Source organism: Actinomyces sp. oral taxon 181, assembly GCF_018370895.1.
Lineage (GTDB): Bacteria > Actinomycetota > Actinomycetes > Actinomycetales > Actinomycetaceae > Pauljensenia.
The window spans coordinates 25869-49135 of record NZ_JAGYZL010000014.1 but is presented as its reverse complement, the minus strand read 5'-3'; the positions used below and the strand labels follow the sequence as shown (position 1 = coordinate 49135).

The window sequence follows — 23267 nt, the reverse complement described above, 5'->3', positions numbered from 1 at the left end:
GAAGCAAACGATCATGCCTCAACCGCAGATCCACAGACATGAAAAGCCTCCCATTCCCTGGACTTCAATTTCGATGTCCAAGAAACGGGAGGCAGTTCAATGCGTCCAACCGGGGCACTTGCGTGTTATCAGTGTCTTCTACGGATCACGAGGGCAGTACCAGCACCCAGCACAATCGCCAGTGCTGCTGCAGGTATCCACCACCAGCGTGGGAATTGTGCCACGGTCGATTCGGTGGCCTCATCATTGCTCAGCTGGGCTGCTTGAGCTGGAGAAGCTGAATCGGCAGCCGGACTCTCGCTGGGCGTCGGAGCAGCGCTTGACTCTGCTGAGGTAGCCAATGGAACAGCCCCGCTGCCACCACTGACTCCCCCAAGAACGCGTCGGGAACCAGAAGAGTTAGTGCGAGATCCAAGCAAGCGTTCACCCGCGCTGACTTGCCCCAGAGTATTGCTCGGTGGGGTCGAATTCGTTTGGGTGGGCGGCTGAGTTGATGGATTTACCGAGGCCGTTGGATCTGCAGCCGAAGGACTCGCCGCAGGAGAGGGCGCAGATTCTGTCGGGACAGGTGTCGGAGCACTTGTTTGATCCGGCGTGGGGACCGGCGCTACTGAGGGAGTGTCTACTGAGGGAGTGGGCGAAGGAATAGGCTGCTCAGAGGGCTGGTCGCTCGAGGGAGCGGGCGCTGGGACCGCGGCCTCGTGAACGGATACGTTCCAGCTCACCGGTGCAGCGATCTCTTTGTCTCCATCGAGCGCACGAATCTGCAGTCGATAGTGACCGGGGCGCGAAAATACCCAGTTTGCGTGCATGTGAGTCGGCGAGTCAGTGTGAATGAGCGACTTTGCGGGGTCTGCAGAGTCGACCATGATATTTGCCGGGCCACCGAAGGTTCCTCCCTGGAAGAAGGCAACTCTGGAGTCCTTCGGAGATTCCACGACCTTCAGCTCATAATCGATTCCCTTGGGGAATTGAGAATAGTCGATGCCTTCCGTGCTAACCCCAGGCCAGACGATGTCGGGATTTTGAGTTTCAGGAAGCACATAGCTGGATTCACCAATTGCGCCCAAAACGTCATAACTGGGATCAGATAGGCTCTGCGGACGGGTGAAGCGCGCGTTGACACCAACCTTCCACGTCACTGAATCTATTGCACGCATGACTGAGGTCTTCTCTCCCGTTAAGGAATCATCCTTCAGCACCAGCGAGTAATTCGTGGGGGCGCCAGAATCCACGCGAAGACGCAGATCCATATGGCCACGTGCGAGTTCGACCGGATTTGTCTTCAGAGCATCGCCCGCGTGATCGTTACTGGTATCAGGAATATTTGGTGCGGGAGAAGGCGTCGGCGCCGGAGAAGGAAGCAGCGGTTCACTGGTTGGTGCCGGAGCCGGTTCAGCAGGGCTGCCACCCGGCCACATCTTCAACTTCAGATCCATTCCGAATGAGGAGGATAGTTCCACATCTTCCTGCGCCTTCGTGGTCATGGATGCCAAAGACTTGGGGTGCGGGCGAACACTAAACTTCATGTACATGGGCTGCCCAATGCAGGCACCCAAATCTTGCTGCTGGACATCAATTCCCCCCTTTCCAAGGGTGCCTTCAATGGCACACCAAGGGGAAAAATCATATTCGCTTTCGAAAAACTCAACCTTATAGGCAGCGCGCAATTCGGGATCGTCAGCCTGAACCTGAACTGTGTACTGGCCTTCGCTTCCTTCCTTACGGATATAGGAGACATGAACGCCTGGACGAGAAACTGAAATTTGCGCGGGATCCCAAACGGGACTCGGATCCGGATTAGAGGGCTCTATGATGACCGAACTCGCTCGGGTGACACGCACCTCCGCACGGTCTCGCTGAGAGAAGGCCTGAGGCGTCGATGCCCAGCGCGCACTACCGCTTCCGGCCTCGGGAATAAAGACCGCCTGAATCAGCGCATCATCGTCACCCAGAAGTTCGCGCACCTGCGCTTTCCCGTCGACCACGGGTTCTTCGGTGAGGAAGTAGCCGTTGACGGTCAGCCAGAGGCGACCTTGATCCGTTGAGTGACCGCTATTGAAGGTGATCTCCGTCAGGTGCTGATCTCCGGGGTGTTCACGCTCCGGGTTGGGAGCAAGCGTCAACGAGGGCTGCGCCTGAACGCCATCGCTGCGCTGTGCCTGTGCAGCAGCAAATGCTTGGTGAATATCTGTGATACTTCCGGAAGAGGGGTTAGATCCACCGACCTGCCAGGTCAGCGACTGGATGGGTGAGGTGTAGATCGTTTTTCCATCGATCGAACGAGCATTCACACGGAAGCGCGCTTGGTAGCGCCCCGGTTGTGTGAAGGTCGTGAAAAGGTGCGTGTGACGCGGGTTGTAGACCGATCGATAGGCGATATCGTGGCTCGACAGGAAACGCGACACCGAGTCTCCGTGATCGATAAACATCTCCATCCGGCCCGGACCGTCAACATTAATCAGATCTAGGGTGTGGGTGCTTCCATCAAATTCATCAGGCGCTGCCCATTCGACAGAGGAGTCTGCGCCAAGGCCCGCCCAAATTGGAGTGTTGTTGGGACCAGGGTTTTGCGGGGCTGCGTTGAGGACTGAATGCTCGGGACCAAGGAAGGCAAGGTCAGGACGCTTTTCAGGAATCTCTAATTGATACTTCGCGTCTTGTGCTCCGCTGCCTGCCCAGGCTTTGGGAAGCCATAGAACGGTCTTTTCCACCGGCATATTGATGGTGTTCATCGTGAAACTATGCGTATCCGCATGCCAGATTGGAATGGGGGCATCGACGTGTTGACCGGTAACGACCCATTCGGTATCGCGATCAGGCCCAGCCCATGCGAGCTGGGGCATAAGGGCAATGGTCAGGGCTAGGGCTCCGGTAGAAATGATCCTCTTTACTCTCATAATGAGAATCATTATCACAGTAGAAGTGTGTGAGCGTCAATTCCTCCCCGAGCACACAAAACACTACATATGCGGAAGCAAGCGCATGACGCGGCGCGTGACCCAACGCGGCGCAACTCGCATCGCAGCCATTGCCACCTTGTAGACCGGCGTGGGAGTCACCAATACCTGACCGCGTCGCATCGCAGCCAAAGCTTCGGTCACGACCTGCTCTGAGGTTGCCCACAACAAGTGAGGCGCTACAGACATGTCGACGCCTGCGGCCTCGAAAAAGTTCGTGTGCACCGGTCCAGGGCATACTGCTGTCACGGTGATACCACTGCCCCGAAGTTCCTCTGATAGCCCCTCGCTGAATGCGCGAATCCACGCCTTATGCGCGCTATACGTCCCCGCACCGGTCTCTGACGCAACAGAGGAAATATTGATGATGGCTCCCCGTCCACGCGCACGCATGGCATTGACCGCCGCATAGGAAAGAACCATGGGCGCACGAACCATAACATCCAGAGCGTTTTCTTCGGCCTCAATAGCGTTATCAATAAATGAGTGCCCCAGCGCAAAACCAGCGTTATTCACCAATAAACCAACGGGTGATTGCTCATCTGACAAACGTTGAGCGACGCGTTCAACATCACCAGCAACACCAAGATCAGCAACGATAACTTCCGCGTTGACTCCAGCGATCTGATGTAAATCCTCAGCGAGCTTACGCAGCTTCTCTTCGCGCCGTGCCACAAGGACCAGGTCGTGATGAGCCGCTGCTAGCTGCCAGCAAAATTCTTCGCCAATACCCGAGGTTGCTCCGGTCACAAGTGCGATACCCATGGTCATCATCTTAGTGGCCTCCGCGTATGCTGGATTGCATGAGGCTTGCAACTTGGAACGTTAATTCAATCCGCACCCGTGTCGACCGCGTTATTGCTTTCCTTGAGCGCGCCAATATCGACGTCTTGGCAATGCAGGAAATTAAGTGCAAGCCCGAGCAATTCCCAGTTGAAGCCTTTCGCGAGGCCGGCTATGAGGTCCGTATGCACGGCCTCAACCAGTGGAATGGCGTCGCCATCGCCTCGCGCCTCCAGATCGTTTCGCACGAGGTCAATTTCCCGGGACAACCTGCCTTCGGCGACCCCGCAGTTGTCGAAGCCCGTGCTCTGGGCGTCACAGTACGTGACGGCGACCAAGAAGTGACAACGTGGAGCCTCTACGTTCCGAACGGACGCGAGCTCGACCATCCGCACTACTCCTACAAGCTCGAATGGCTCAAAGCCCTACTCACAGTTGGAGATTCTTGGCTTGAAGAAAAACGCCAAATTGCACTGGTTGGCGACTGGAATATCGCACCCTACGACCATGACGTGTGGGATGTAACCGCTTTCGAAGGTCAGACACACGTCTCCCCCGCCGAACGAGATGCCTTCTTCGCTTTCGCTCAGCACGGCTGGGAAGAGGTTACCCGCGAGCGCGTCGACCAATACACCTACTGGGACTACCAGAAACTTCGCTTCCCCAAAAATGAGGGAATGCGCATCGACTTCATCTACGCCTCGCCCGAGCTCGCACAACGCGTCACCGCAGCAGAAATTGACCGTGATGAACGCAAGGGGAAGGGCGCTTCTGATCACGTTCCCGTGATCATTGACCTCGCATAGCGTGCAGGATTTCCTCGTTCAGGGTGCTCCAATTATCGTGGTGCCACGGCCCAAAAGGCTCTTCGCCAAGGAAAACCGCGCGTTCACCTGAAAGCGGATCAACCCACAGGAATGAACCAGCCTGCCCAAAGTGGCCGAAAGTTGCCGCAGACGACTGGGGCGCAGTCCAGTGGGGATTCTTCTCTCCCTTAATTTCACACCCCAACCCCCATGGACAGGGACGAAAATTCCCATACCCGGGGGCAATCCCACTCAGTTCAGGGAAGTGAACACTCTGTGCGTTGGACGCGAGTTCGCTTGATACCAGAGTCGGATGGGCAAGTTCGCGAGCAAACACCATCAGGTCAGCCGCATTCGCACGGCCCGAATAAGCCGGCGAACCTTCAATTTCTACGCTCGCCAGCCCCAAAGGCTCACTGACACTTTCCTCAATCCAGCGAGAAATCTGGCTCCCCGTCGCTTCTTCAAGCATCTGCCCGGCAACTTCAATTCCCGCATTTGAGTAAATCCGTCGCTCTTCTGGCGCGCGTCGCAGGCGCGCCTCGTTCATCGCCATTCCCGAGGCATGCGAGAGCAGGTGCTCAAGCGTCACTCCCGGGAAGGGAGCAGGCGCATCCACAGTGATGAGACCCCGAGAAATCGCAACCAGTGCGGACCACGCGGTGAAGAGTTTGGTGACCGAGGCCAGAGGGAAAACTTCCTGGGGATCCCCCCAGCTCAGCGAGCTACCGCCGTCATTTTCAGCACAAATCGCTGCCTGGAAGGGAATCGAGGAAAACTCTGGAGACATCGCTCATGCCTCAGTTCTGAGCGCTGGAGTATTCCACCAGGAGTTGTTGGAAGGGCGCTGCTGCCTTGCGTGGAATCATCGATCCAAGCGCGAGAAGCTGCTCAGCGCTATAGCGCAATTCCCGAACCGCGAAGGCCAAGTACTTAATGATGAGCTCGCGGCTATCAAGACGCTCGCCGTCCCAACCACCGAGGATCACCATTCCATACCAGCGCTCGACAAGCCTGCGAGTATCCACCGGATTCTCGGGATCATAATCGGGCATCTCCTTGGCCAGTTTCTCAAGGAGCTGGAGCATCGCATCAACTCGATATGAGAAATGATCATGGGCAGGATGGCTCTCGTTCACAGACTCAACGGTAAAAACGCGATCCAGATCAGTCATCACCTGGTTGTCGGAGGCTGCAGCAAGGCGCAGGTGCGCAGCGATCCACTCATTCATGGTCGCAACTTTTGCACCGCGTTCTTCAAGGATCGGATCGCCGGGAGTTCCGTCTTCCGTTTCGGCAGTCACAACCTCAACATCGAAAATACCGAAAGCCTCTTCGAAGGCTTCGATAACATTCAGGACCAGAGCATCCTTCGTCGGGAAGTGATACATAACGGTCGGATGAGAAACGCCGATTTCTTCAGCAAGATCTCGCAGAGAAAAACCGTAGTAGCCGCGCATTGACAACAACTGCGTTGCCCCGCGAATAATCGTTGTCCGAGTGGAACGTCCAACGGAGTAGCTACCTCGCTTCTTACGGGCAGGACCCGCTTGCGAACTTTCGTCTTCGCTCACGGCTACCTCCTTCATTCTTCAGTTCTGCTCTGTTGGGTGGGGATAACTCTTAAAGTCTAAGCGAAAATGCGGGTGGTGCGAAATTATTCGCACCACCCGCAAGTCGCTACCGATCAGCGATTGGACACCTCAACGCGGAGTCCTTCAAGATCATCGGTGACGTCAACGGAAACAGTATCGCCGTCTTCAACCTCACCGCTCAGAAGCAGTTTGGCCAGTCGATCGCCGATCTCGCGTTGGATCAGTCGGCGCAGAGGACGCGCACCGTAGGCCGGATCGTATCCTCGCCTGGTCAGCCAGCCTCGCGCACCTTCGGTGACATTGAGGCTGATTCGGCGGTCCTTCAGGCGATCCGCCATAGATTCAACCAAGAGATCAACGATTCCAGACAGATCCTCGGGGCTGAGCGGATCGAAGATCACGGTCTCATCCAGACGGTTGATGAACTCAGGCTTGAAGGATGCGCGCACGGCGTTCATTACGCCTTCACGCTTCTCTTCTTCGCTGAGCGAAGGATCGGTCAGGAACATCGATCCCAAGTTCGAGGTCAGGATCAGGATTGTGTTCCTGAAGTCCACGGTACGTCCCTGACCATCGGTCAAACGTCCGTCATCCAAGACCTGCAAGAGAATGTTGAAGATCTCGGGGTCCGCCTTTTCAACTTCATCCAAGAGGACGACGCTGTAGGGGCGACGACGCACGGCCTCGGTCAGTTGACCGCCCTGTTCATAACCGACGTATCCCGGAGGGGCACCGACCAAACGGGCTACAGAGTGCTTCTCCGAGTATTCCGACATGTCGATTCGCACCATGGCGCGTTCATCATCGAAGAGGAACTCTGCCAAAGACTTGGCAAGTTCGGTCTTACCAACGCCCGTGGGACCAAGGAAGAGGAAGGAACCGGTGGGTCGATTCGGATCGGACAGGCCTGCACGCGAACGACGGACCGCATCGGAAACCGCGCGGACAGCATCCTTTTGACCAATCAGTCGATGAGCAATGAAGTCCTCCATATGGACGAGCTTCTCGCTTTCGGTCTGGAGCAGTTTGCCAACGGGGATTCCGGTCCACGATTCGACAACCTCAGCGATCTCGGTCGGGCCGACCTTCTCAGCGATCATTGGCTCATTAGCCTCGTTCGCCTTTTCTTCAGCCTCAACCTTTTCTTCCTCTTCGCGAATCTGACGTTCAATCTGCGGAATATCACCATTCTGGAGACGTCCAGCTTCGTCGAATCGACCGGCGCGAATCGCCAGCTCCAACTGGGTGCGCAACTCATCCAATTGGACGCGGAGCTCACCCACCCGGTTGTGGCCAGCCTTTTCGGCTTCCCAACGACTGGTGAGGGCGGAAAGCTCTTCGTTCTTGTTCGCAAGGTCTTCACGAAGCTTCTCGAGGCGCTCCGCAGTGGCCTCGTCCAGACCATCGGGGTCAGACTCGGTCAGGTAGGACTCCTCCATACGGAGACGCTCCACTTGGCGACGCAGAACGTCGATCTCCTCGGGCGAGGAGTCAAGTTCCATACGCAGGCGGGATGCGGCCTCGTCGATCAGGTCAATGGCCTTATCGGGAAGCTGACGCCCGGTGATGTAGCGATCGGACAGTTGGGCCGCTGCAACCAAAGCACCGTCAGAAATAGTGATCTTGTGGTGTGCTTCGTACTTCGGCGCGATACCGCGCAAGATTGCGACGGTGTCCTCAACCGAAGGCTCACCAACGAACACCTGCTGGAAACGACGCTCAAGAGCGGGGTCCTTTTCGATGTTCTCGCGGTACTCATCCAGGGTTGTTGCGCCAACCATTCGCAGCTCGCCACGGGCCAACATGGGCTTGAGCATATTGCCCGCGTCCATTGCCCCTTCAGCGCCGCCACCGGCACCAACGACCGTGTGGAGTTCGTCGATAAAAGTGATGATCTCGCCATCGGATCGTTCAATCTCGTTAAGAACTGCCTTCAGGCGTTCCTCGAATTCACCGCGATACTTCGCGCCTGCAACCATTCCTGTCAGGTCAAGAGCGATCAGCTTCTTGTTCTTCAAAGATTCGGGGACGTCGCCTGCGACAATTCGCTGAGCGAGGCCTTCGACGACGGCGGTCTTACCGACGCCGGGCTCACCAATGAGAACAGGGTTGTTCTTGGTTCGACGAGACAGCACCTGGATCACGCGGCGAATTTCGCTATCGCGTCCAATCACGGGATCCAGTTTGCCTTGGCGCGCAACCTCGGTCAGGTCGCGTCCGTACTTCTTGAGGGCCTCAAAGGAACCTTCGGGATCTGCACTGGTGATAGGTTCGGGGCGAAGCTCATCCAGAGCCTTCTGCAAGCGCTCTGCGGTCGCACCGTTTTCACGCAGGATCTCACCTGCACTATCGTCATTTGCAGCCAACGCAATGAGCAGGTGCTCGGTAGAAACATAGGCGTCTCCCTTAGCTTCTGCACGCTTGCGGGCGTCGTTAATCACCTGGATCAGACCACGTGAAGTCTGCGGCTGGGCAACACTCGAACCGCTAGTTGAGGGCAGGGCGACCAGCGCATTGCGCGTACGAGCGCCGATCTGCTGCGGGTTTGCCCCAATTGCTTGAAGCAGAGAGTAGGCAATGCCCTCACCCTGTTCAAGAAGTGCTTCCAAGAGATGCAGGGAATCCACCTGCGGGTTCCCAGCGGCCTGTGCCGACTGGACCGCGCTGCTCACTGCCTCTTGGGCTTTGCTTGTAAATTGTTCAGTCATCATTCCTCCTGCCGCTCATAACGGGCGGCTTTTTCGTTCTGACTTACACAACGTCAACAAACTTGAGTCTATTCCACTCAACTTTATTTTTCTGCACGAATCAGCATTCGAAAACACATTTCACAGAAAAGAAAAAGAACGCCGAGCTGAACGCATAACACGCCAGCCCAGCGCTCCCTCACACATGAGCAGTTTTAGCGCGAACGACGCAGGTAAATACCCAGACCAATCACGCTCAAGCCCAGCATTCCCACGACACTCGACCACGTCATCGCATCGGGAGCCTTTGACAGCGCGACAGACTCACTAAAGCCAGTCATTCCAACCATTTTCAGACCATCAGGAGAGCAGGCAAGCGTGTAGTCACCAGCCTGCAGTCCCGAAACGGTCCACTGGCTCAAGGTGGACTGCATAGGGTGCTCTCCCCCATCACTTCCACGAAGGAGGCATGAGCTCGCCTGTCCCGAGGTCACCTGTACAACATAGCCACCGCTAGAATCCACGCTCACGCTCTGACCGCTGGAGACCTCGCGAGCACTCGCCTGCATTGCAGAAAAATCCGCACCAGACATTGCAATTCCAAAGAAAATCGCAGGAGCAATGAGAACGGACATGACAATACCCAGCACGATCACACCAATTCCACGACGGCGTTTCTTCGCCGACTGACGAACCTGTGTAGGAACACCGATTTCCTCACCACGCATGGGATGGGCTGGTGGCGCATAGCCAAGTTTCCCGCCGGAAGTACGCAGTTTGATCCGTCCCTGTTCCCCTTCGCGAGGCAGTGTCCTCCCCGCCGGCGCCGAGTCCCCTTCCCTCTCAGATACAGCCTCGATCGACGAGGCCTGCCGAGGCTCGGGCACTCGCGCGGAGGTCATCGCAGGCTCGGCCTCGGAATAGCGTTCAAAACGCGGGCCGCGCGAGGGCAGGACCAACTCACCATACTGATCCCAGGGCACATCCCGCCCTGATCGTGATTCCTCAGCGCTCATGTCGTTCCAAACGCTCGCGGAGCTCGGGGCGCGAAATGGTCGCAGCTAAACGTTCGTGACGAAGTTCCGCAACCCCCGGAACCTCGAGAGGCTCAAGTTTGTGCCCCAAAGCGCGCTCAAGCAAAAGGTCCGCAAGCTGGGGGTTACGCGCAAGGACCGGCCCATGCAGGTAGGTCGCAATGATAGACCCCTGAACAGCGCCGTCGATACGCGGCGCTTTGAAGGCAGCATCATCGCCAGAAGCACTCTGCTCATCAAAGCCTTCGGGAGGAAGAATCGAGTTCCCCTTACCGAAAAGCACCTTCCCCAATGGACGTGCATCGGGGCCCAGCTGGCTTCCACCACCGTGGTTTTCAAACCCTGTCAGCGGCTCAGATAGTCCATCAATCTCGGGCTGAACAACAAGTTCGCCGATCGAACGCTTTCCCTGAGGACGAGTCGTCAGATCCAAGAGGCCCAAACCCTCGACCTTGCGATTGCGCGCATCTGTGTACCAGTGGCCCAAAATTTGAAGTGAACCGCAGATCGCCAGAAGAGGCCTGCCCGCTGCTACAGCATTCTTCAAACCGGGATCGGCGGTGAAAGTCTCAACCGCAAGTTCTTGGGCTGCGTCTTCACCACCACCAAGGGTGTAGATATCAAGATCATCGGGAATCACGTCACCAACACCGACATACTGAATCTGGGCGTCAAAGCCACGCCGACGCGCGCGTTCCGCGAGCACCAGGGCATTGCCACCATCCGCGTAGGTCCCCAAGACTTCAGGGAGAAGAACACCAATTCGCAGTGCACTCATTCTGCTTCCTCCGCTTGACGATGAGAATCCAAAACCCGCTTAAAATCACGCAAAGCCGTGTAGTTGAGAAGAATTTCAACCCTGCCCGGCACGCACGATTGCAGCGCATCCATTGGCAGCGGGAAAAGTTCACAGTGGACGCCCGCATATTCCAATCGAACTGCGAGGTCTGCACCGCGCTCACCACAGGCATAAACCTTGCGATGTGGAGCGCCAAGAACCGAAAAGTCCACATCCCACAGCCACGACAGGTCTTGCCCGTCGGCAACCTGGCCATTGATCGCGACGATGACCTGATCGACACTGGGGTCAATCATGTACATGGCTTCCTGCCAGCCCGCGGGGTTCTTTGCCAGCATGAGTCGCGCCAGTCGACCATGAATTTCATAGGTCGAATAGCGGCCTGCGACCTCAACGACCTCGGACATTGCGCGGCACGCGGCCTGCGGGTCAACGCCCATCGCGACGGCCGCAGCCAGCGCTTCGAGCGCATTGGACAAATTGGCACGACCGGGCAGAGAGAGCCGCAGAGGAATTCGCAAACCATCCTTACGGCAGGCAATGGCACTGGGGTGGGAAGGATCGGAAAGGTCCTCGTCTTCAAGCCACCACAGAGGATCGGGGCGACGATACTGGTCCAAACCCTCATCGGAAGAAGAGGCCGTCAAAGGAACGACCCGCCAGGAATCATCGGCGTGGATGACGCGTCCGCCGCGTGGGAAGGCAGTTGAATCCCCCATCCATGCGTGTCCGGCAGCGACCCACTGAACATTGGGGCTATCCCAGGCAGCCGAAGCGACCAAGGGATCATCACAGTTCGCAATCACAACAGCATTGGGATGCTCATTGACCGCCTTTCGGAGACGACGTTCAACAGCTCCGATCTCACCCACTCGATCCAGCTGATCTCGTGAAAGGTTCAGCAAAACCATGGCCTGCGGATCCACAAAACGCGACACCGTGGGCATGTGCATCTCATCAACTTCGAGCGCGGCAAGCGGGGCATCCGAACGCATGAGCGCGGTGGTGATTCCCGGGGTCATATTGTCTCCATTTGTATTGGAGGCAACATGGCCAATCGAAAAGAGCGCAGCGCGAAGCAGGCGGGTTGTTGTTGACTTTCCGTTGGTGCCAGAAACGACAACACTTCGGCGGTTCTTTGCCAATTCTGCGAGCAAATTCGGGTCAAGCTTCAGCGCTACTTTGCCACCGATCATTCCACCCGAACCGCGTCCGAGGCGGCGAGAGGCCCAACTGGCACCCTTCCCCGCTACAACGGCCACGCGCGAACGTAAAGTCAATGAAGTCATGGAACCTACACTACATTGATTGCTTCATAGCTTCTCCACAGCTTGGGCATAATTCTCACAGATCAGCTGTGGGCAAAGTAAGTGTCATGAACACGAACGCAGCACTCCAGTCGCAGGGGCAGACCGCCACGACATTCGCTTCCGCTCTCAGCGCGAAGCTTGTCGACTCGGTCCGCACCAACGCGCGCATCCTGCGCTACCTGGCCTCGTCGCTGTCCTCAACCGCGCTGGACTACACAATGCTGCTCATCCTGAATGCAACCATCGGCGGAGTCTTCCTGCCGGTCGCACTGGCCAGGGTCTCCTCGTGTTCCTTGAACTTCGCTCTGAACCGGAAGGTTTTCAACGCTCGCGGTGGAATTGTTGCGACCGCAATCCGCTATGCGATTATGGCGGCAAGCGTAATGACCATGTCCTACCTGATGATCCAAGCTTTGGTATCAGCCGGAATGGCTCTGTGGATGGCCTCTTTAACCGCAAATACTTCGCTCTTCATCGTCAACTACCTCGGCCAGAACTTCTTTGTCTTCGGCACCTTAGCTGACCTTCACTCCTCAATTTCCGAGGCCGTGGCCGGGCTTCAGCGAACAGCAACGCGGGCCACTGGCATCCTTTCGTCGTTGCTTGCACGGATTACTCGACGGGACCTGGTCTTAGCTGCCTGAATATGGGGAGCAAAAAGGGGAGGCATTTTCATGCCTCCCCTCACTCACTCCACCTCAAGGACATCGCTCGAGGGGGTGTGTTATCGAGAAACCACAACGGTCCCTTCGATAACCCGGACTCCTTCGGGCGATGCTTCAATAAGCGCGCGAACGCGCTGGTTACCAGCAGGTCGCCACGCTACGAGGCCTCGGTCTCTGACGGGTATCATGCCACCGCGTCGAGATTCTTCAGCACGGCGTGCATGTGCACGTCGCATGGGACGAATCTGGCCATCTGGGCTTGCTACGAATACTCGATCAAAGACGGGTTCGAATTCTTCGACCCGCTCAGCCAAGGCGTCGCGTTGTTCTCGCAGGCGATCAACCTCATCCTCCAGCTCCATGATCCGCTGGATACCGGCCAAGTTGATTCCTTCATCTTGGCTAAGGCGCTGAATCTCCTTCAGACGCTCGACATCGCGTCGGGTGTAACGCCGCCCGCGTCCCTTCGCACGGAGGGGTGTCACCAAGCCAATCCGATCGTATTGACGCAAGGTTTGCGGATGCATTCCCGCCAGCTGTGCGGCAACGGAAATCACGAAAGTTACTTCATCCTGATGTCCCATCACGCACTCACCTTCTTTACAAGATCTGCGCGCGGATCACTCTGATCAAGAGAATCCGCCAGCGACTTGATCGAATCAAGCTGTTCAGGTGTGAGATCCTTGGGGACCACCACACTGATGGTTGCCAAGAGATCGCCCGTTCCCTTCTTCGTGGCCACACCGCGCCCCTTCAGGCGCAGGGTTCGACCAGAATCAGAACCGGCGGGAACCTTGACGGTGACGGCCGAACCATCGATCAAGGGAAGCTCAACCTTGGCACCCAGCGTTGCCTCGGCAAAGGTCACGGGTAGGGTCATGCGAAGGTCATTTCCTTCGCGGCTGTAGACCGGATCCTCCTCGACATGGATCGTGACGATCAGATCGCCAGCGCTCCCACCATTGATCGAGGCCTTCCCCTTGCCGCGCAGGCGCACACTCTGTCCGTCCTTAATTCCCTTGGGAACCTTGACGGTCATAGGCTTACCGGAGACAGCCAACTTGATGTTGACTCCACTTAGGCTTTGCTTGAGCGTAATGCGCGTCGATGCGTGCAAGTCTTCACCCTTTTGGGGGGCTTGCTGGTAAGGCGAACCGTGCGCTCCGCCGAAGTCACCGAATTGAGATGCGCCAGCAAAGGGTGAGGCCCCTCGCGAAGAGCCGCCACCAAAACCACCGAAAGCGCCCAAGATGTCATCTAGGTTGATACCTGCGCCGCCACCGCTGGTGGAGAAACGAACATTTCCACCGTTTCCCCCACCGAAAGCGCCGAAGAGATCTTCGAAGTTCACTCCGGATGCTCCACCACCGGCACCGCCACGGAAACCGCCGGCACCCATCGAGCGAATCGCATCGTATTGCTGGCGCTGCTCAGGATTGGACAGGACCGTATAGGCCTCGCCAATTTCCTTGAAGCGTTCCTCAGCTTCGGGGTTCCCCTTGTTCTGGTCGGGGTGCCAGGTGCGCGCAAGTTTGCGGTAGGCCTTCTTGATTGTGGCCTCATCAGCATCCTTGCTTACGCCAAGGACCTTGTAGAAATCCTTTTGGAGCCAATCTTCTCCACTCACTGCGCGTCACCTCCTTTTTTGACTCTGCAGTTCGTTGAATGTTCCTTATTCAGGGTTGTACACCAGGACTTTCGCCGCGCGGATAATGGTCTCTCCGCGACGATATCCAGATTGCAAGACCTGTCCCAGGACCGGGTGGTCCACATCGGGATTGGGCTGAGCCATCAGCGCTTCATGAATCATGGGGTCGAAATCGTCCCCTTCATCTGCGAAACGTTCCAGTTCGAAGCGCGTTCGAAGCGTGTCTTCCAGCTTGTTCGCGATCGAGGCAAAGGGACCATCGTTGAGATCCCCGTGCTTGCGCGCGGCCTCGATATCGTCCAAGACACCGATCATGGCTTCCAGCACCTGGTCGCGTCCGGACTGGACGTGGCCGGCAACGGATTCCTTGGAACGGCGAACGAAGTTCGAATATTCCTGGTTCAGGTTGTACAGGTCTGCATGGGCGCGAGCGAGTTTTTCTTCCGCCTGCGCCGCTTGGTCGAGAGCCTTGGACAGTTCACTGTCTTCCAGCTGCTCTTCGAAGTCCGACATGTCGACTTCACCCATCTCCTCGCCCTGACTGTTTGCCGAGGCAGCGGTTGCGTGTGCAGCTGCGCCCTCTTGGGCATGGGGCTGGGCGTCGCCCGGGGTGGCCGGCTGAGAGCCGACCACCGGTTCCTGGGCGTCGTCGGAAGGATTCGTGGGCTCGGTGCTCACTTGTCGTCCTCATCCACGACTTCGGCGTCGATGACGTCGTCATCGGAGGAAGTGGACGACTCCTGCGAAGCGCCTGCTTCAGCAGCAGCCTGAGCGGCCTGAGCGTTCTGGTAGACCTCCTGGCCGATCTTCATCGCGGACTGGTTGAGCTTCTCAACGGAGCTCTTCACAGCCTCGATATCGCTGCCCTTGAGGGCTTCCTTCACGGCGTCAAGGTCGCCCTGGACTTCCTGGCGGGTCGCTTCGGAGACCTTGTCGGCGTCTTCCTTCAGGGTCTTCTCGATGGTGTAAACCAGCTGCTCGGCAGAGTTGCGAATCTCCAGCTCCTCGCGGCGCTTCTTGTCGTCTTCTTCGTGCTGAGCGGCCTCGTTGACCATGCGATCGATCTCTTCCTTGCTCAAGGCGCTACCGCCGGTGATGGTCACCGAGGTTTCCTTGCCGGTTCCAAGATCCTTTGCGGAGACGTGAACGATACCGTTGGCGTCAATATCGAAGGTCACTTCGATCTGGGGCACTCCGCGCGGTGCGGGAGCAATTCCGGAGAGCTCGAAGTTACCGAGGAGCTTGTTGTCAGCGGTGAACTGACGCTCGCCCTGGAAGACCTGGACCAGAACCGAGGTCTGACCGTCGGCAGCGGTCGAGTAGACACGCGATGCCTTGGTCGGGATTGCGGTGTTGCGCTCGATGACCTTATCCATGACGCCGCCCATGGTTTCGATACCCAGGGACAGAGGAGTCACATCGATCAGCAGAACATCCTTACGGTCGCCCTGGATGACGCCGGCCTGCAGGGCTGCGCCAACTGCGACGACCTCATCGGGGTTCACGCCCTTGTTGGGCTCGCGGCCACCGGTGAGCTTCTTGACGAGCTCGGCAACGGCGGGCATACGGGTGGAGCCACCAACCAGGACGACATGGTCGATCTCGCTCACGGAGATTCCTGCATCCTTAATGACCTTCTCGAAGGGAGCCTTCGTGCGGTCAAGCAGATCCGAGGTCATTTCCTCGAACTTTGCGCGGGTGAGAGTCTCGTCCAAGTGAACGGGGCCATCAGCGGTTACCGAGAGGTACTGCAGCGAAATGTTTGTGCTCATCGCGCTGGACAGTTCCTTCTTGGCCTGCTCGGCTGCTGCGCGCAAACGCTGAAGTGCGACCGGATCCTTGGAGAGATCAGCACCGCTCTTAGCCTTCACCTGCTCGATCAGCCAGTCGACGATGCGCTGGTCCCAGTCATCGCCACCGAGGCGGTTGTCGCCTGCGGTTGCGCGGACCTGAATGGTGGAGAAGCCATCGTCATCCTTGCCGATTTCCAGCAGGGAGACGTCGAAGGTACCGCCACCGAGGTCGAAGACCAGAATGAGTTCGTCTTCCTTACCCTTTTCGAGGCCGTAGGCCAGTGCCGCAGCGGTCGGCTCATTGATGATACGCAGGACATTCAGGCCTGCGATCTGACCGGCGTCCTTGGTTGCCTGGCGCTCTGCGTCATTGAAGTACGCAGGAACGGTGATGACCGCGTCGGTAACGGGCTCACCGAGGTACTCTTCCGCGTCCCTCTTGAGCTTGGAGAGGATGCGTGCCGAGATCTCCTGTGCGGTGTACTTCTTGTCGTCAATGTTAACGGTCCAGTCAGTGCCCATGTGACGCTTGACCGAAGAGATGGTGCGATCAACATTCGTGACCGCCTGACGCTTGGCGATCTCGCCAACCAGGACCTCGCCGGTCTTGGAGAAAGCAACGACCGAGGGGGTCGTACGTGTGCCTTCTGCGTTTGCAATGATTGTGGGTTCTCCGCCTTCAAGTACTGCGATTGCGGAGTTCGTGGTGCCGAGGTCAATACCTACTGCGCGTCCCATAATTTTTCCTTTCATCAAAGCGTGGTGCAAATTGTCGCCGAGGCGATACCGCGCTTTGTACGTCTTCTGTTTGTGGTGGCCGAGGTTTCGACCTTCAGACCACCTTGAGTCTGTTGCACTCAAGTTTACGGATCGACTACCGGGCCCGCAAGCCCTACATCAAAACTTGAGTCTGACATACTCAACTTATTTCACAGGGTTTTATTCCCTAATTTCCCAAAACATTTACCAAGAATCGGCAACTCTGCCATTTACCATTGAAATTCCGAGGAAAAATCGGAGTTCATTCCGCGGAATTTCTCCATATCGCGACGTTCTTTCTTCGTCGGACGCCCACTTCCGCGTTCTCGCTGAGCAAAAGCAACGCCCAGCCGAGGCCTCGGCTCACTGAGATCCTCATAGCAAAGTTTCGCGAAGGGATAACCCAGTCGTTTCGCAAGGAGCTTGCGAACGATAAGAACACGGTCAAAGCCCTCTACTCGCAGACGAACCTCATCGCCCACGCGCACTTTTTGCGCAGCCTTCACCGATTCACCGTTAATTTTGACGTGACCGGCACGAGCAGCTGAGGTTGCCTGCGAACGCGACTTCACATGGCGCGTTGCCCACAACCACGTATCAATACGCATGGTCTCACCCGCCGCGAGCGCCCCCTGAGGGACCTCACGCGGTTCATCACCAGCGCTCACGCCCGGCTTTTCGCTCATAGCAGCATCTTAACGCCCATGCGCTTGCAGCCTTCCTGCTCCCCCACCGCCCACACAAGTGGCACTCCACCACTCAGCGCACGCCCGGCCTCGTTTGTGGCGAAGACACTTTCAAGATGCCAAGATGAAGCGATGGAGTGCGTACATTTAACAAGCGGGGCATGTCATTCATGCCCCCTCATGCCCACTCCCTATGACATCCAGTTTGCGCAGCGCCAAAAAGAAGCCAGCGAGCTACTGGCAACTCTGCCCCAGGCCTCGGAAATGAAATGGCTGCCCGCCGCCGCATCAGCGCCTGAGCACTATCGAAGCAAAGCAAAATTTGCGGTCGGGGGAAGTGCTGAGCAGCCGACTTTAGGGATCACAGGAGGCGCACCCAGCTACGCAGGAGTAGACCTCCCCCGCTGCATTGCGCATACAACGGTCATCGCAGATACCATCGCCCCCTTAAAAGCGTTCATCCGCGAGCTCCACTTGGAGCCCTACGATATCGCGCGCAAGCGTGGCGAGCTCAAGCACATCCTGGTCACGCAGGGAACTGATGACGCACTGATGATCCGCTTCGTCATGCGCTCAAAGCGCGACTTAGCACTGCTGCGTTCAAAACTTTCGCTCTTGCACTCACTCATTCCCACGGCCAAGGTTGTCACCGTTAACATCCTGCCCGCACACGCCGCACTGGTAGAAGGCGATGAAGAGATCGTCATTTCCCAGCAGCAGACACTGCCCATGCTTGTCGGCGATGTCGAGCTTCACCTGGGCCCACGCTCGTTTTCGCAAACCAATACGGGAGTAGCCTCGCAGCTCTATCGCCAGGTCGCGCGCTGGGCGCAACAGAGCGGGGTGTCTTCCCTGTGGGACCTCTACTGCGGAGTGGGCGGTTTTGCACTGCACGCGGCACTTGGCGGGGTTGAACGCGTCAGCGGTGTTGAGATTTCACCCGAGGCCATTGCTTCCGCTCGGGAAACCGCCGAAGAACTCGGCGTGAGTGGGCGCGTAAGCCTAGTGGCCAGCGATGCACAAAGGTGGGCTTTCGCACAGGGTAGGGATCATTACCCCGAGGCCCTGGTCGTCAACCCACCGCGGCGCGGAATCGGAACAGAGCTTGCTCGGTGGATTAACCAGAGCAACATTTCCACGGTGATTTACTCGTCCTGCTATCCAAAGTCGCTGGTCAGCGACCTCCAGCTCATGAATTCCTACAGGCTCCAAGAAGCGCGCCTCTTCGACATGTTCCCCCATACGAATCATATGGAATGCGCGGTTTTGCTCACCAAAGTCGCATAGTTCTTCTCTTTTTCAACACCTTCACATACGCTGGACTCTTGTTCAAAGTTCACTGAGTAACTAGACTCAAAACAGATGCGTTATTGAATCTATTGAGACCCCATCTCACACAAGAGCAGACTTCCTCGAGATAACGACAAGGTAGAAGGATGATACGAACTCGAAATGCTGTGTTAGCCACGGCTGCTACTGCCGCTTTTATAGCCGGTGGCACGGCGCTATTGGGTCCTCGTGATGCGCAAGCCCAAGATCAAGCATTCTCGATCTCTCAAAACATCACGGCTGACGCAGTCACTGTCTGCAACACCAGTCCTGTCATTACGACCTACCACGGGACCGTAAATCTGACGATTCCCGTTGTCACCCTTCTGGCCAATTTCCAAGACGAAATGCAGACCGCAGCTGCAGCCGGCCAGAGCCCACATGCAGCGGGAGCTCAGAACCCCGACATCTCCTTCACGGTTTCCGTTCCTCAGGGAACACAGGTTGGTCCCGGAACCGTCACAAATTCTTCCTCTCTTCTCTCAAGCTGGTGGTTCTCGCCCAATTCAGAGAAGACCGAGATGACGGTTAACCTTCATCTGACACAGACTGATTGGCAGGGACTCTACACCACCTACACATCCGAGAAGAGCAATCCTCTTGGACACACCGTCACGATCAAGATTCCCTACGCTGTCGGTGCAAATAACGCAGCGGATGCAGCACGGATCGCTCAAGAGCAAGTCACCAGCAGCGCAACTGTGAAGTTCTATACGGGTGGCGACGCCCCGAGCAAAGTCTTCACTTCTGCGGTGGTATCAACTCCAATCGCGTCCACTCCCACAGACTGCTTCTCGAACGCACCCCAGCGGACGACACGTTGGGTGGATGCAGAGACTGGAGCCGACCTCAAGGCCCCTCAGACCGGTCCGAACTTCTTCCAGGCTGCCGGAATCCCCGACTATGAGTTTGTTTCCTCAGAGCTGTCGACAGACCGCATGACCGGCTTCTACAAGTACAAGAAGGTTTTCGGTGACCTTCCGGTCAGCGGCGATGATCCAACGGTGGATACCGACTTCACGATCAGCACTGGTGACGCTGCTCCAGCAGAAAAGGAAAGAATCCAGGCTGAAAATAAGAAGTCACTTCTGACCATCGAAAACGTCGTTCACCTGAACAATCTTCAAGGTGGGCGCATTGCCGCCCTTCTGCAAAAGTACGAGGAATCTCCCGCAACTTTTGATGAGATGGCGCTGAAGAATGCACACCTGGGCTTCACTACGCAGATTACTCTTCCCGATCAGCTGAAATTTGCTGATCCCTCTGCCATCTCCATCAACGGGATCCCGGAAGGCTTCACGGCAAAGACTGTTGCCATTGATGGTCAGACGGCACGTGTGACAGTCGATGTCAACGATCCCGAGTCCATCACAACGGTCGAGGCTTTGAAGGACGCGATGTCAAAGCTTCAGGGCGAGGCTGTCATCACGATCAAGAAGATTGCATTTGCCGATTCGGCGCGCCCTGACACCGACTACACAATCGAGCATCAGACTCAGGGGTTGGTCTCAGTCGATATTGAAAAGCAGCTTGGGGTTATTGTCCGCCCGGGCACTCCCTCCCCCGCTTGCCCGCCAACTATGGGTGGATACGACCAGCTCAAGCCTGCCCAGCCACTTTCCGTCCAAGGAACAGTGTTCGACCCGCCCACGCCGGCATGCCCTCCAATAACTGCATATAGCGCTGCATGGACTTTGCCCATGACCGGCCCCTCAGCTGGCTGGGCCGAGGCACCGCTCATGGAGCATTCTTTGACGTACACAAGCAGCGAGTCGCACCCTTACGTCACACGTTTGACGTTTAAGGGCGATCCGCAGCCTACCCCGCCGGCTCCCACGCCAACTCCCTCAACCCCAACTTTTGGGCCTCAATTGGCGAAGACCGGTGCGGCAGGCGTGCTCTTCTTCATGGGCACTGCAGCGGCAGGAGCGACCGGCATGGCGCTCCGTCGCCGGTCGCGCGCATAACATGACTCATTAACCACTGTGATCCCGCGGAATAACCTTCCGCGGGATCACTTTTTACACCAAACCTCCACAGGTCACACACAGCTTGTCCTTAATCCCTACAGAATCCGCCAGTGGATTCTGTAGCCATGAACACGAACAACCTTCCCCAGCCGGCCGCTCCTTCGGCCGATGATCTTGCACCCACACGCCCCACAAAGCGCCGCCGCAAAGGTTTGCGCAACGGAATCATTGCGGGCGCAACTGCGATCACACTGGCTTTGGGTGGCACCACTGCTTGGGCTCTCAACCGCTACGTGATCGACCACGTTGAAGTCACCAGCGCTTCTTCTTACGAGGCCTCGCAGGGCAACGCGCAGACCACTTCCTTGAATACCGATACCGCGACCACGACCTCGGACACCTACACGAACGGAAACACCAAGATTTCCGTCAAGCAGGTCCAGGATAACGGCGTCACCTATTACGTCGCCGATGTCCAACTCTCCGATGCGACTGCACTTCGTTCCGCTTTCGCAAACGATCAATTTGGCGCAAACATCACGGACCTTGTCTCCTCGATCGCTACGGATAACAACGCCGTCTTTGCCATTAACGGCGACTACTACGGTTTCCGCTCGACTGGAATTGTGATCCGAAACGGGACAATCTACCGCGACAGCGGAGCTCGTCAGGGCCTGGCCATCTACAAGGACGGCACGATGAAGGTCTACGACGAAACTCAGACCAACGCACAGACCCTGGTCAACGAGGGCGTGTGGCAAACCCTCTCCTTCGGTCCGGCTCTTTTGCAGGACGGCCAGATCATCAGCGGAATCGACAACCTGGAGATTGACACCAACTTCGGTAACCACTCCATCCAGGGCAAACAACCGCGAACCGCGATCGGAATCATCGACGACAACCACTTTGTCTTCGTCGTTGTGGATGGGCGTTCTCGAACTTCAAGCGGCGTGACCATGAGCGGCCTGGCCGAAATCATGCAGAGCCTGGGCGCAAAGACCGCATACAACCTCGACGGCGGCGGCTCATCTGAAATGTGGTTCAACGGCCAGGTTGTCAATAGCCCCTCTAATGGTGGCGAACGCGCTACCTCCGACATCATCTACATCACGAAGGGAGCATGAGCGATGTATGTGTTAATCCCCGCTTACCAACCGGACGCACGATTGCCGCGTCTCATGCTTGAACTGCATCGCGCAGATCCTGCAACGAAGATCGTTGTTGTTGACGACGGTTCAGGCCAGAAGTTCAGCGATATTTTCGAGGCCGCAGCCACCGCCGGCGCGCACGTGATCTCTTATGAGAACAACCGCGGTAAGGGCTACGCTCTTCGAGAAGGTTTCACCTGGATCCGTGATAGTGCAGGCGACTCGCAGGAGTGCGTGGTGACCGCCGATGCGGATGGGCAGCACACTCTCAATGATATTTTCCGGGTTGGCCGGACCTGCACGGATACCGGCACAAGCGTGCTGGGAGTTCGCGAATTCGTTGGGCATGTCCCCGCTCGTTCCCGGATCGGCAACACCGCGACTTCAGCCCTGTTCTGGCTAGCAACGGGCTGGAAGCTCAAGGACACGCAAACCGGGTTGCGTGCGTTTCCGGTCGCCTTGCTTCCCGCGCTGCTCGAGATCCAGGGGGATCGTTACGAGTACGAGCTCCGCGTCCTTCTGCACTTGGCGAAGTTCCACCATCCGGTCACCCAAATCTCAATTGAGACGATTTACGAGGCCGGAAATCCGACCTCCCACTTCCGTCCCTTGCAAGATTCGGCTCGAATTTGGGCTCCGCTCTTGAAGTTCGCTGCTTCTTCAGGAATTGCGACCATTATCGACTATGTTTTGGTCCTTCTCCTGAACGCGGTCACGGGTACTTTACTCTTCCCCGTCGTTGCTGCTCGCCTGGTGAGCGCTTCAGTGAATTTCGCAATGAACCGCCGCGTTTTCGAGGCCACGGGAGTGCCGTTGCGTCGCAGCGCCCTCCGTTATGCCGCACTTGCCGTCGCAGTGGTTGCAGGGTCGTACACAATGCTTGCTGTATTGACGGGAATCGGGATGCCACTGTGGATCGCGAAGATCATTGCTGACACGACCATGTATCTGGTTTCCTACTCGGCGCAAAGCCGCTATGTCTTCGCACCCGCACAGGACCAGAGCTCCAAACCCACGCCTCATGAGTCCCAAGCTCAACCAAAGTCTCCGACCCAGACCCGGGCGAAGGACCTCGAAGTTAGTGTCGCAGGGGCAGCCCCAGCACAGCTGAGCAAGCAGGGTGGAAACACACCGGTAAAACCAGTGCTGCCCACGCCCGCAGCACCGTCTATCTCAACCATCCGTTCACTGAATCCACGAGGCCTAAACGCTCGGCACTCTAGTGTCCCCTTGAGTCGGGCCTCGTGAGCATCGGATAATAACTATCCTCAGTGGCATACTTATGGCCTGTATAA

General features: G+C 57.0%; 19 protein-coding genes. 6 read left to right on the top strand and 13 right to left on the bottom strand.

Going from position 1 to position 23267, the window contains the following annotated elements; genetic code table 11:
- Window positions 1–128: 128 nt before the first annotated feature.
- The gene (locus KHW85_RS07170) at window positions 129–2912 is read right to left on the bottom strand and encodes a choice-of-anchor M domain-containing protein (RefSeq protein WP_291459368.1); all 2784 of its coding nucleotides are present in this window, start codon (window positions 2910–2912) and stop codon (window positions 129–131) included.
- Window positions 2913–2963: 51 nt separating this feature from the next.
- Entirely contained in the window at window positions 2964–3725 is a 762-nt protein-coding gene (locus KHW85_RS07165) for an SDR family oxidoreductase (RefSeq protein WP_291459367.1), read from the bottom strand.
- Between the two features lie 38 nt (window positions 3726–3763).
- On the opposite strand from KHW85_RS07165, the gene KHW85_RS07160 reads away from it, so the two are divergent.
- Complete coding sequence (locus tag KHW85_RS07160) at window positions 3764–4549, top strand: exodeoxyribonuclease III (RefSeq protein ID WP_291459366.1); 786 nt, start codon at window positions 3764–3766, stop codon at window positions 4547–4549.
- Here KHW85_RS07160 and KHW85_RS07155 read toward each other — a convergent pair.
- The 6 genes from KHW85_RS07155 to KHW85_RS07130 all read right to left on the bottom strand — a co-directional run bounded on the left by KHW85_RS07155 (window position 4533) and on the right by KHW85_RS07130 (window position 11953).
- On the bottom strand, window positions 4533–5339 hold the full coding sequence (locus KHW85_RS07155) for a serine hydrolase domain-containing protein (RefSeq protein ID WP_291459365.1): 807 nt from the start codon (window positions 5337–5339) through the stop codon (window positions 4533–4535). The genes KHW85_RS07160 and KHW85_RS07155 overlap by 17 nt on opposite strands.
- 10 nt (window positions 5340–5349) lie before the next feature.
- Complete coding sequence (locus KHW85_RS07150) at window positions 5350–6123, bottom strand: helix-turn-helix domain-containing protein (protein ID WP_291459364.1); 774 nt, start codon at window positions 6121–6123, stop codon at window positions 5350–5352.
- Window positions 6124–6236: 113 nt separating this feature from the next.
- Window positions 6237–8852 (bottom strand): ATP-dependent chaperone ClpB, encoded by a 2616-nt coding sequence (gene clpB / locus KHW85_RS07145; protein ID WP_291459363.1) that lies wholly within the window; start codon window positions 8850–8852, stop codon window positions 6237–6239.
- Between the two features lie 194 nt (window positions 8853–9046).
- On the bottom strand, window positions 9047–9847 hold the full coding sequence (locus KHW85_RS07140; RefSeq protein ID WP_291459362.1) for a hypothetical protein: 801 nt from the start codon (window positions 9845–9847) through the stop codon (window positions 9047–9049).
- Window positions 9837–10643, bottom strand: coding sequence for a glutamine amidotransferase (locus KHW85_RS07135; RefSeq protein ID WP_291459361.1), 807 nt, complete (start codon window positions 10641–10643; stop codon window positions 9837–9839). Before KHW85_RS07135 ends, KHW85_RS07140 begins: the two co-directional genes overlap by 11 nt.
- Entirely contained in the window at window positions 10640–11953 is a 1314-nt protein-coding gene (locus KHW85_RS07130; protein WP_178705883.1) for a MurT ligase domain-containing protein, read from the bottom strand. Before KHW85_RS07130 ends, KHW85_RS07135 begins: the two co-directional genes overlap by 4 nt.
- An 86-nt stretch (window positions 11954–12039) precedes the next feature.
- Between KHW85_RS07130 and KHW85_RS07125 the strand changes: the two genes are divergently transcribed.
- Entirely contained in the window at window positions 12040–12618 is a 579-nt protein-coding gene (locus KHW85_RS07125) for a GtrA family protein (protein ID WP_291459360.1), read from the top strand.
- An 80-nt stretch (window positions 12619–12698) separates the two neighbouring features.
- Here the strand turns inward: KHW85_RS07125 and KHW85_RS07120 are convergent, their stop codons facing one another.
- From KHW85_RS07120 to KHW85_RS07100, 5 genes are all read right to left on the bottom strand, one after another.
- A complete protein-coding gene (locus tag KHW85_RS07120; RefSeq protein WP_291459369.1) occupies window positions 12699–13223 on the bottom strand; it encodes a helix-turn-helix transcriptional regulator in 525 nt (174 codons plus the stop codon).
- Window positions 13223–14266, bottom strand: coding sequence for a DnaJ C-terminal domain-containing protein (locus tag KHW85_RS07115; protein WP_291459359.1), 1044 nt, complete (start codon window positions 14264–14266; stop codon window positions 13223–13225). Before KHW85_RS07115 ends, KHW85_RS07120 begins: the two co-directional genes overlap by 1 nt.
- A gap of 45 nt (window positions 14267–14311) precedes the next feature.
- Window positions 14312–14965, bottom strand: a complete 654-nt coding sequence (gene grpE, locus KHW85_RS07110; RefSeq protein ID WP_291459358.1) for a nucleotide exchange factor GrpE — start codon at window positions 14963–14965, stop codon at window positions 14312–14314.
- Entirely contained in the window at window positions 14962–16818 is a 1857-nt protein-coding gene (dnaK, locus tag KHW85_RS07105; protein WP_291459357.1) for a molecular chaperone DnaK, read from the bottom strand. Before dnaK ends, grpE begins: the two co-directional genes overlap by 4 nt.
- A 251-nt stretch (window positions 16819–17069) precedes the next feature.
- Window positions 17070–17525 carry an RNA-binding S4 domain-containing protein gene (locus KHW85_RS07100; RefSeq protein ID WP_291459356.1) on the bottom strand — a complete coding sequence of 152 codons (456 nt, stop codon included), beginning with the start codon at window positions 17523–17525 and terminating at the stop codon, window positions 17070–17072.
- Window positions 17526–17705: 180 nt separating this feature from the next.
- Here KHW85_RS07100 and KHW85_RS07095 point away from each other — a divergent pair, with 180 nt between their 5' ends.
- The 4 genes from KHW85_RS07095 (at window position 17706) to KHW85_RS07080 (ending at window position 23220) form a co-directional block, all read left to right on the top strand.
- Entirely contained in the window at window positions 17706–18812 is a 1107-nt protein-coding gene (locus KHW85_RS07095; protein WP_291459355.1) for a methyltransferase domain-containing protein, read from the top strand.
- Window positions 18813–18961: 149 nt separating this feature from the next.
- A complete protein-coding gene (locus KHW85_RS07090) occupies window positions 18962–20821 on the top strand; it encodes a cell wall protein (protein ID WP_291459354.1) in 1860 nt (619 codons plus the stop codon).
- A gap of 113 nt (window positions 20822–20934) precedes the next feature.
- Window positions 20935–21948 (top strand): phosphodiester glycosidase family protein, encoded by a 1014-nt coding sequence (locus KHW85_RS07085; RefSeq protein ID WP_291459353.1) that lies wholly within the window; start codon window positions 20935–20937, stop codon window positions 21946–21948.
- Between the two features lie 3 nt (window positions 21949–21951).
- Window positions 21952–23220, top strand: coding sequence for a bifunctional glycosyltransferase family 2/GtrA family protein (locus tag KHW85_RS07080; protein ID WP_291459352.1), 1269 nt, complete (start codon window positions 21952–21954; stop codon window positions 23218–23220).
- Window positions 23221–23267 lie beyond the last annotated feature (47 nt).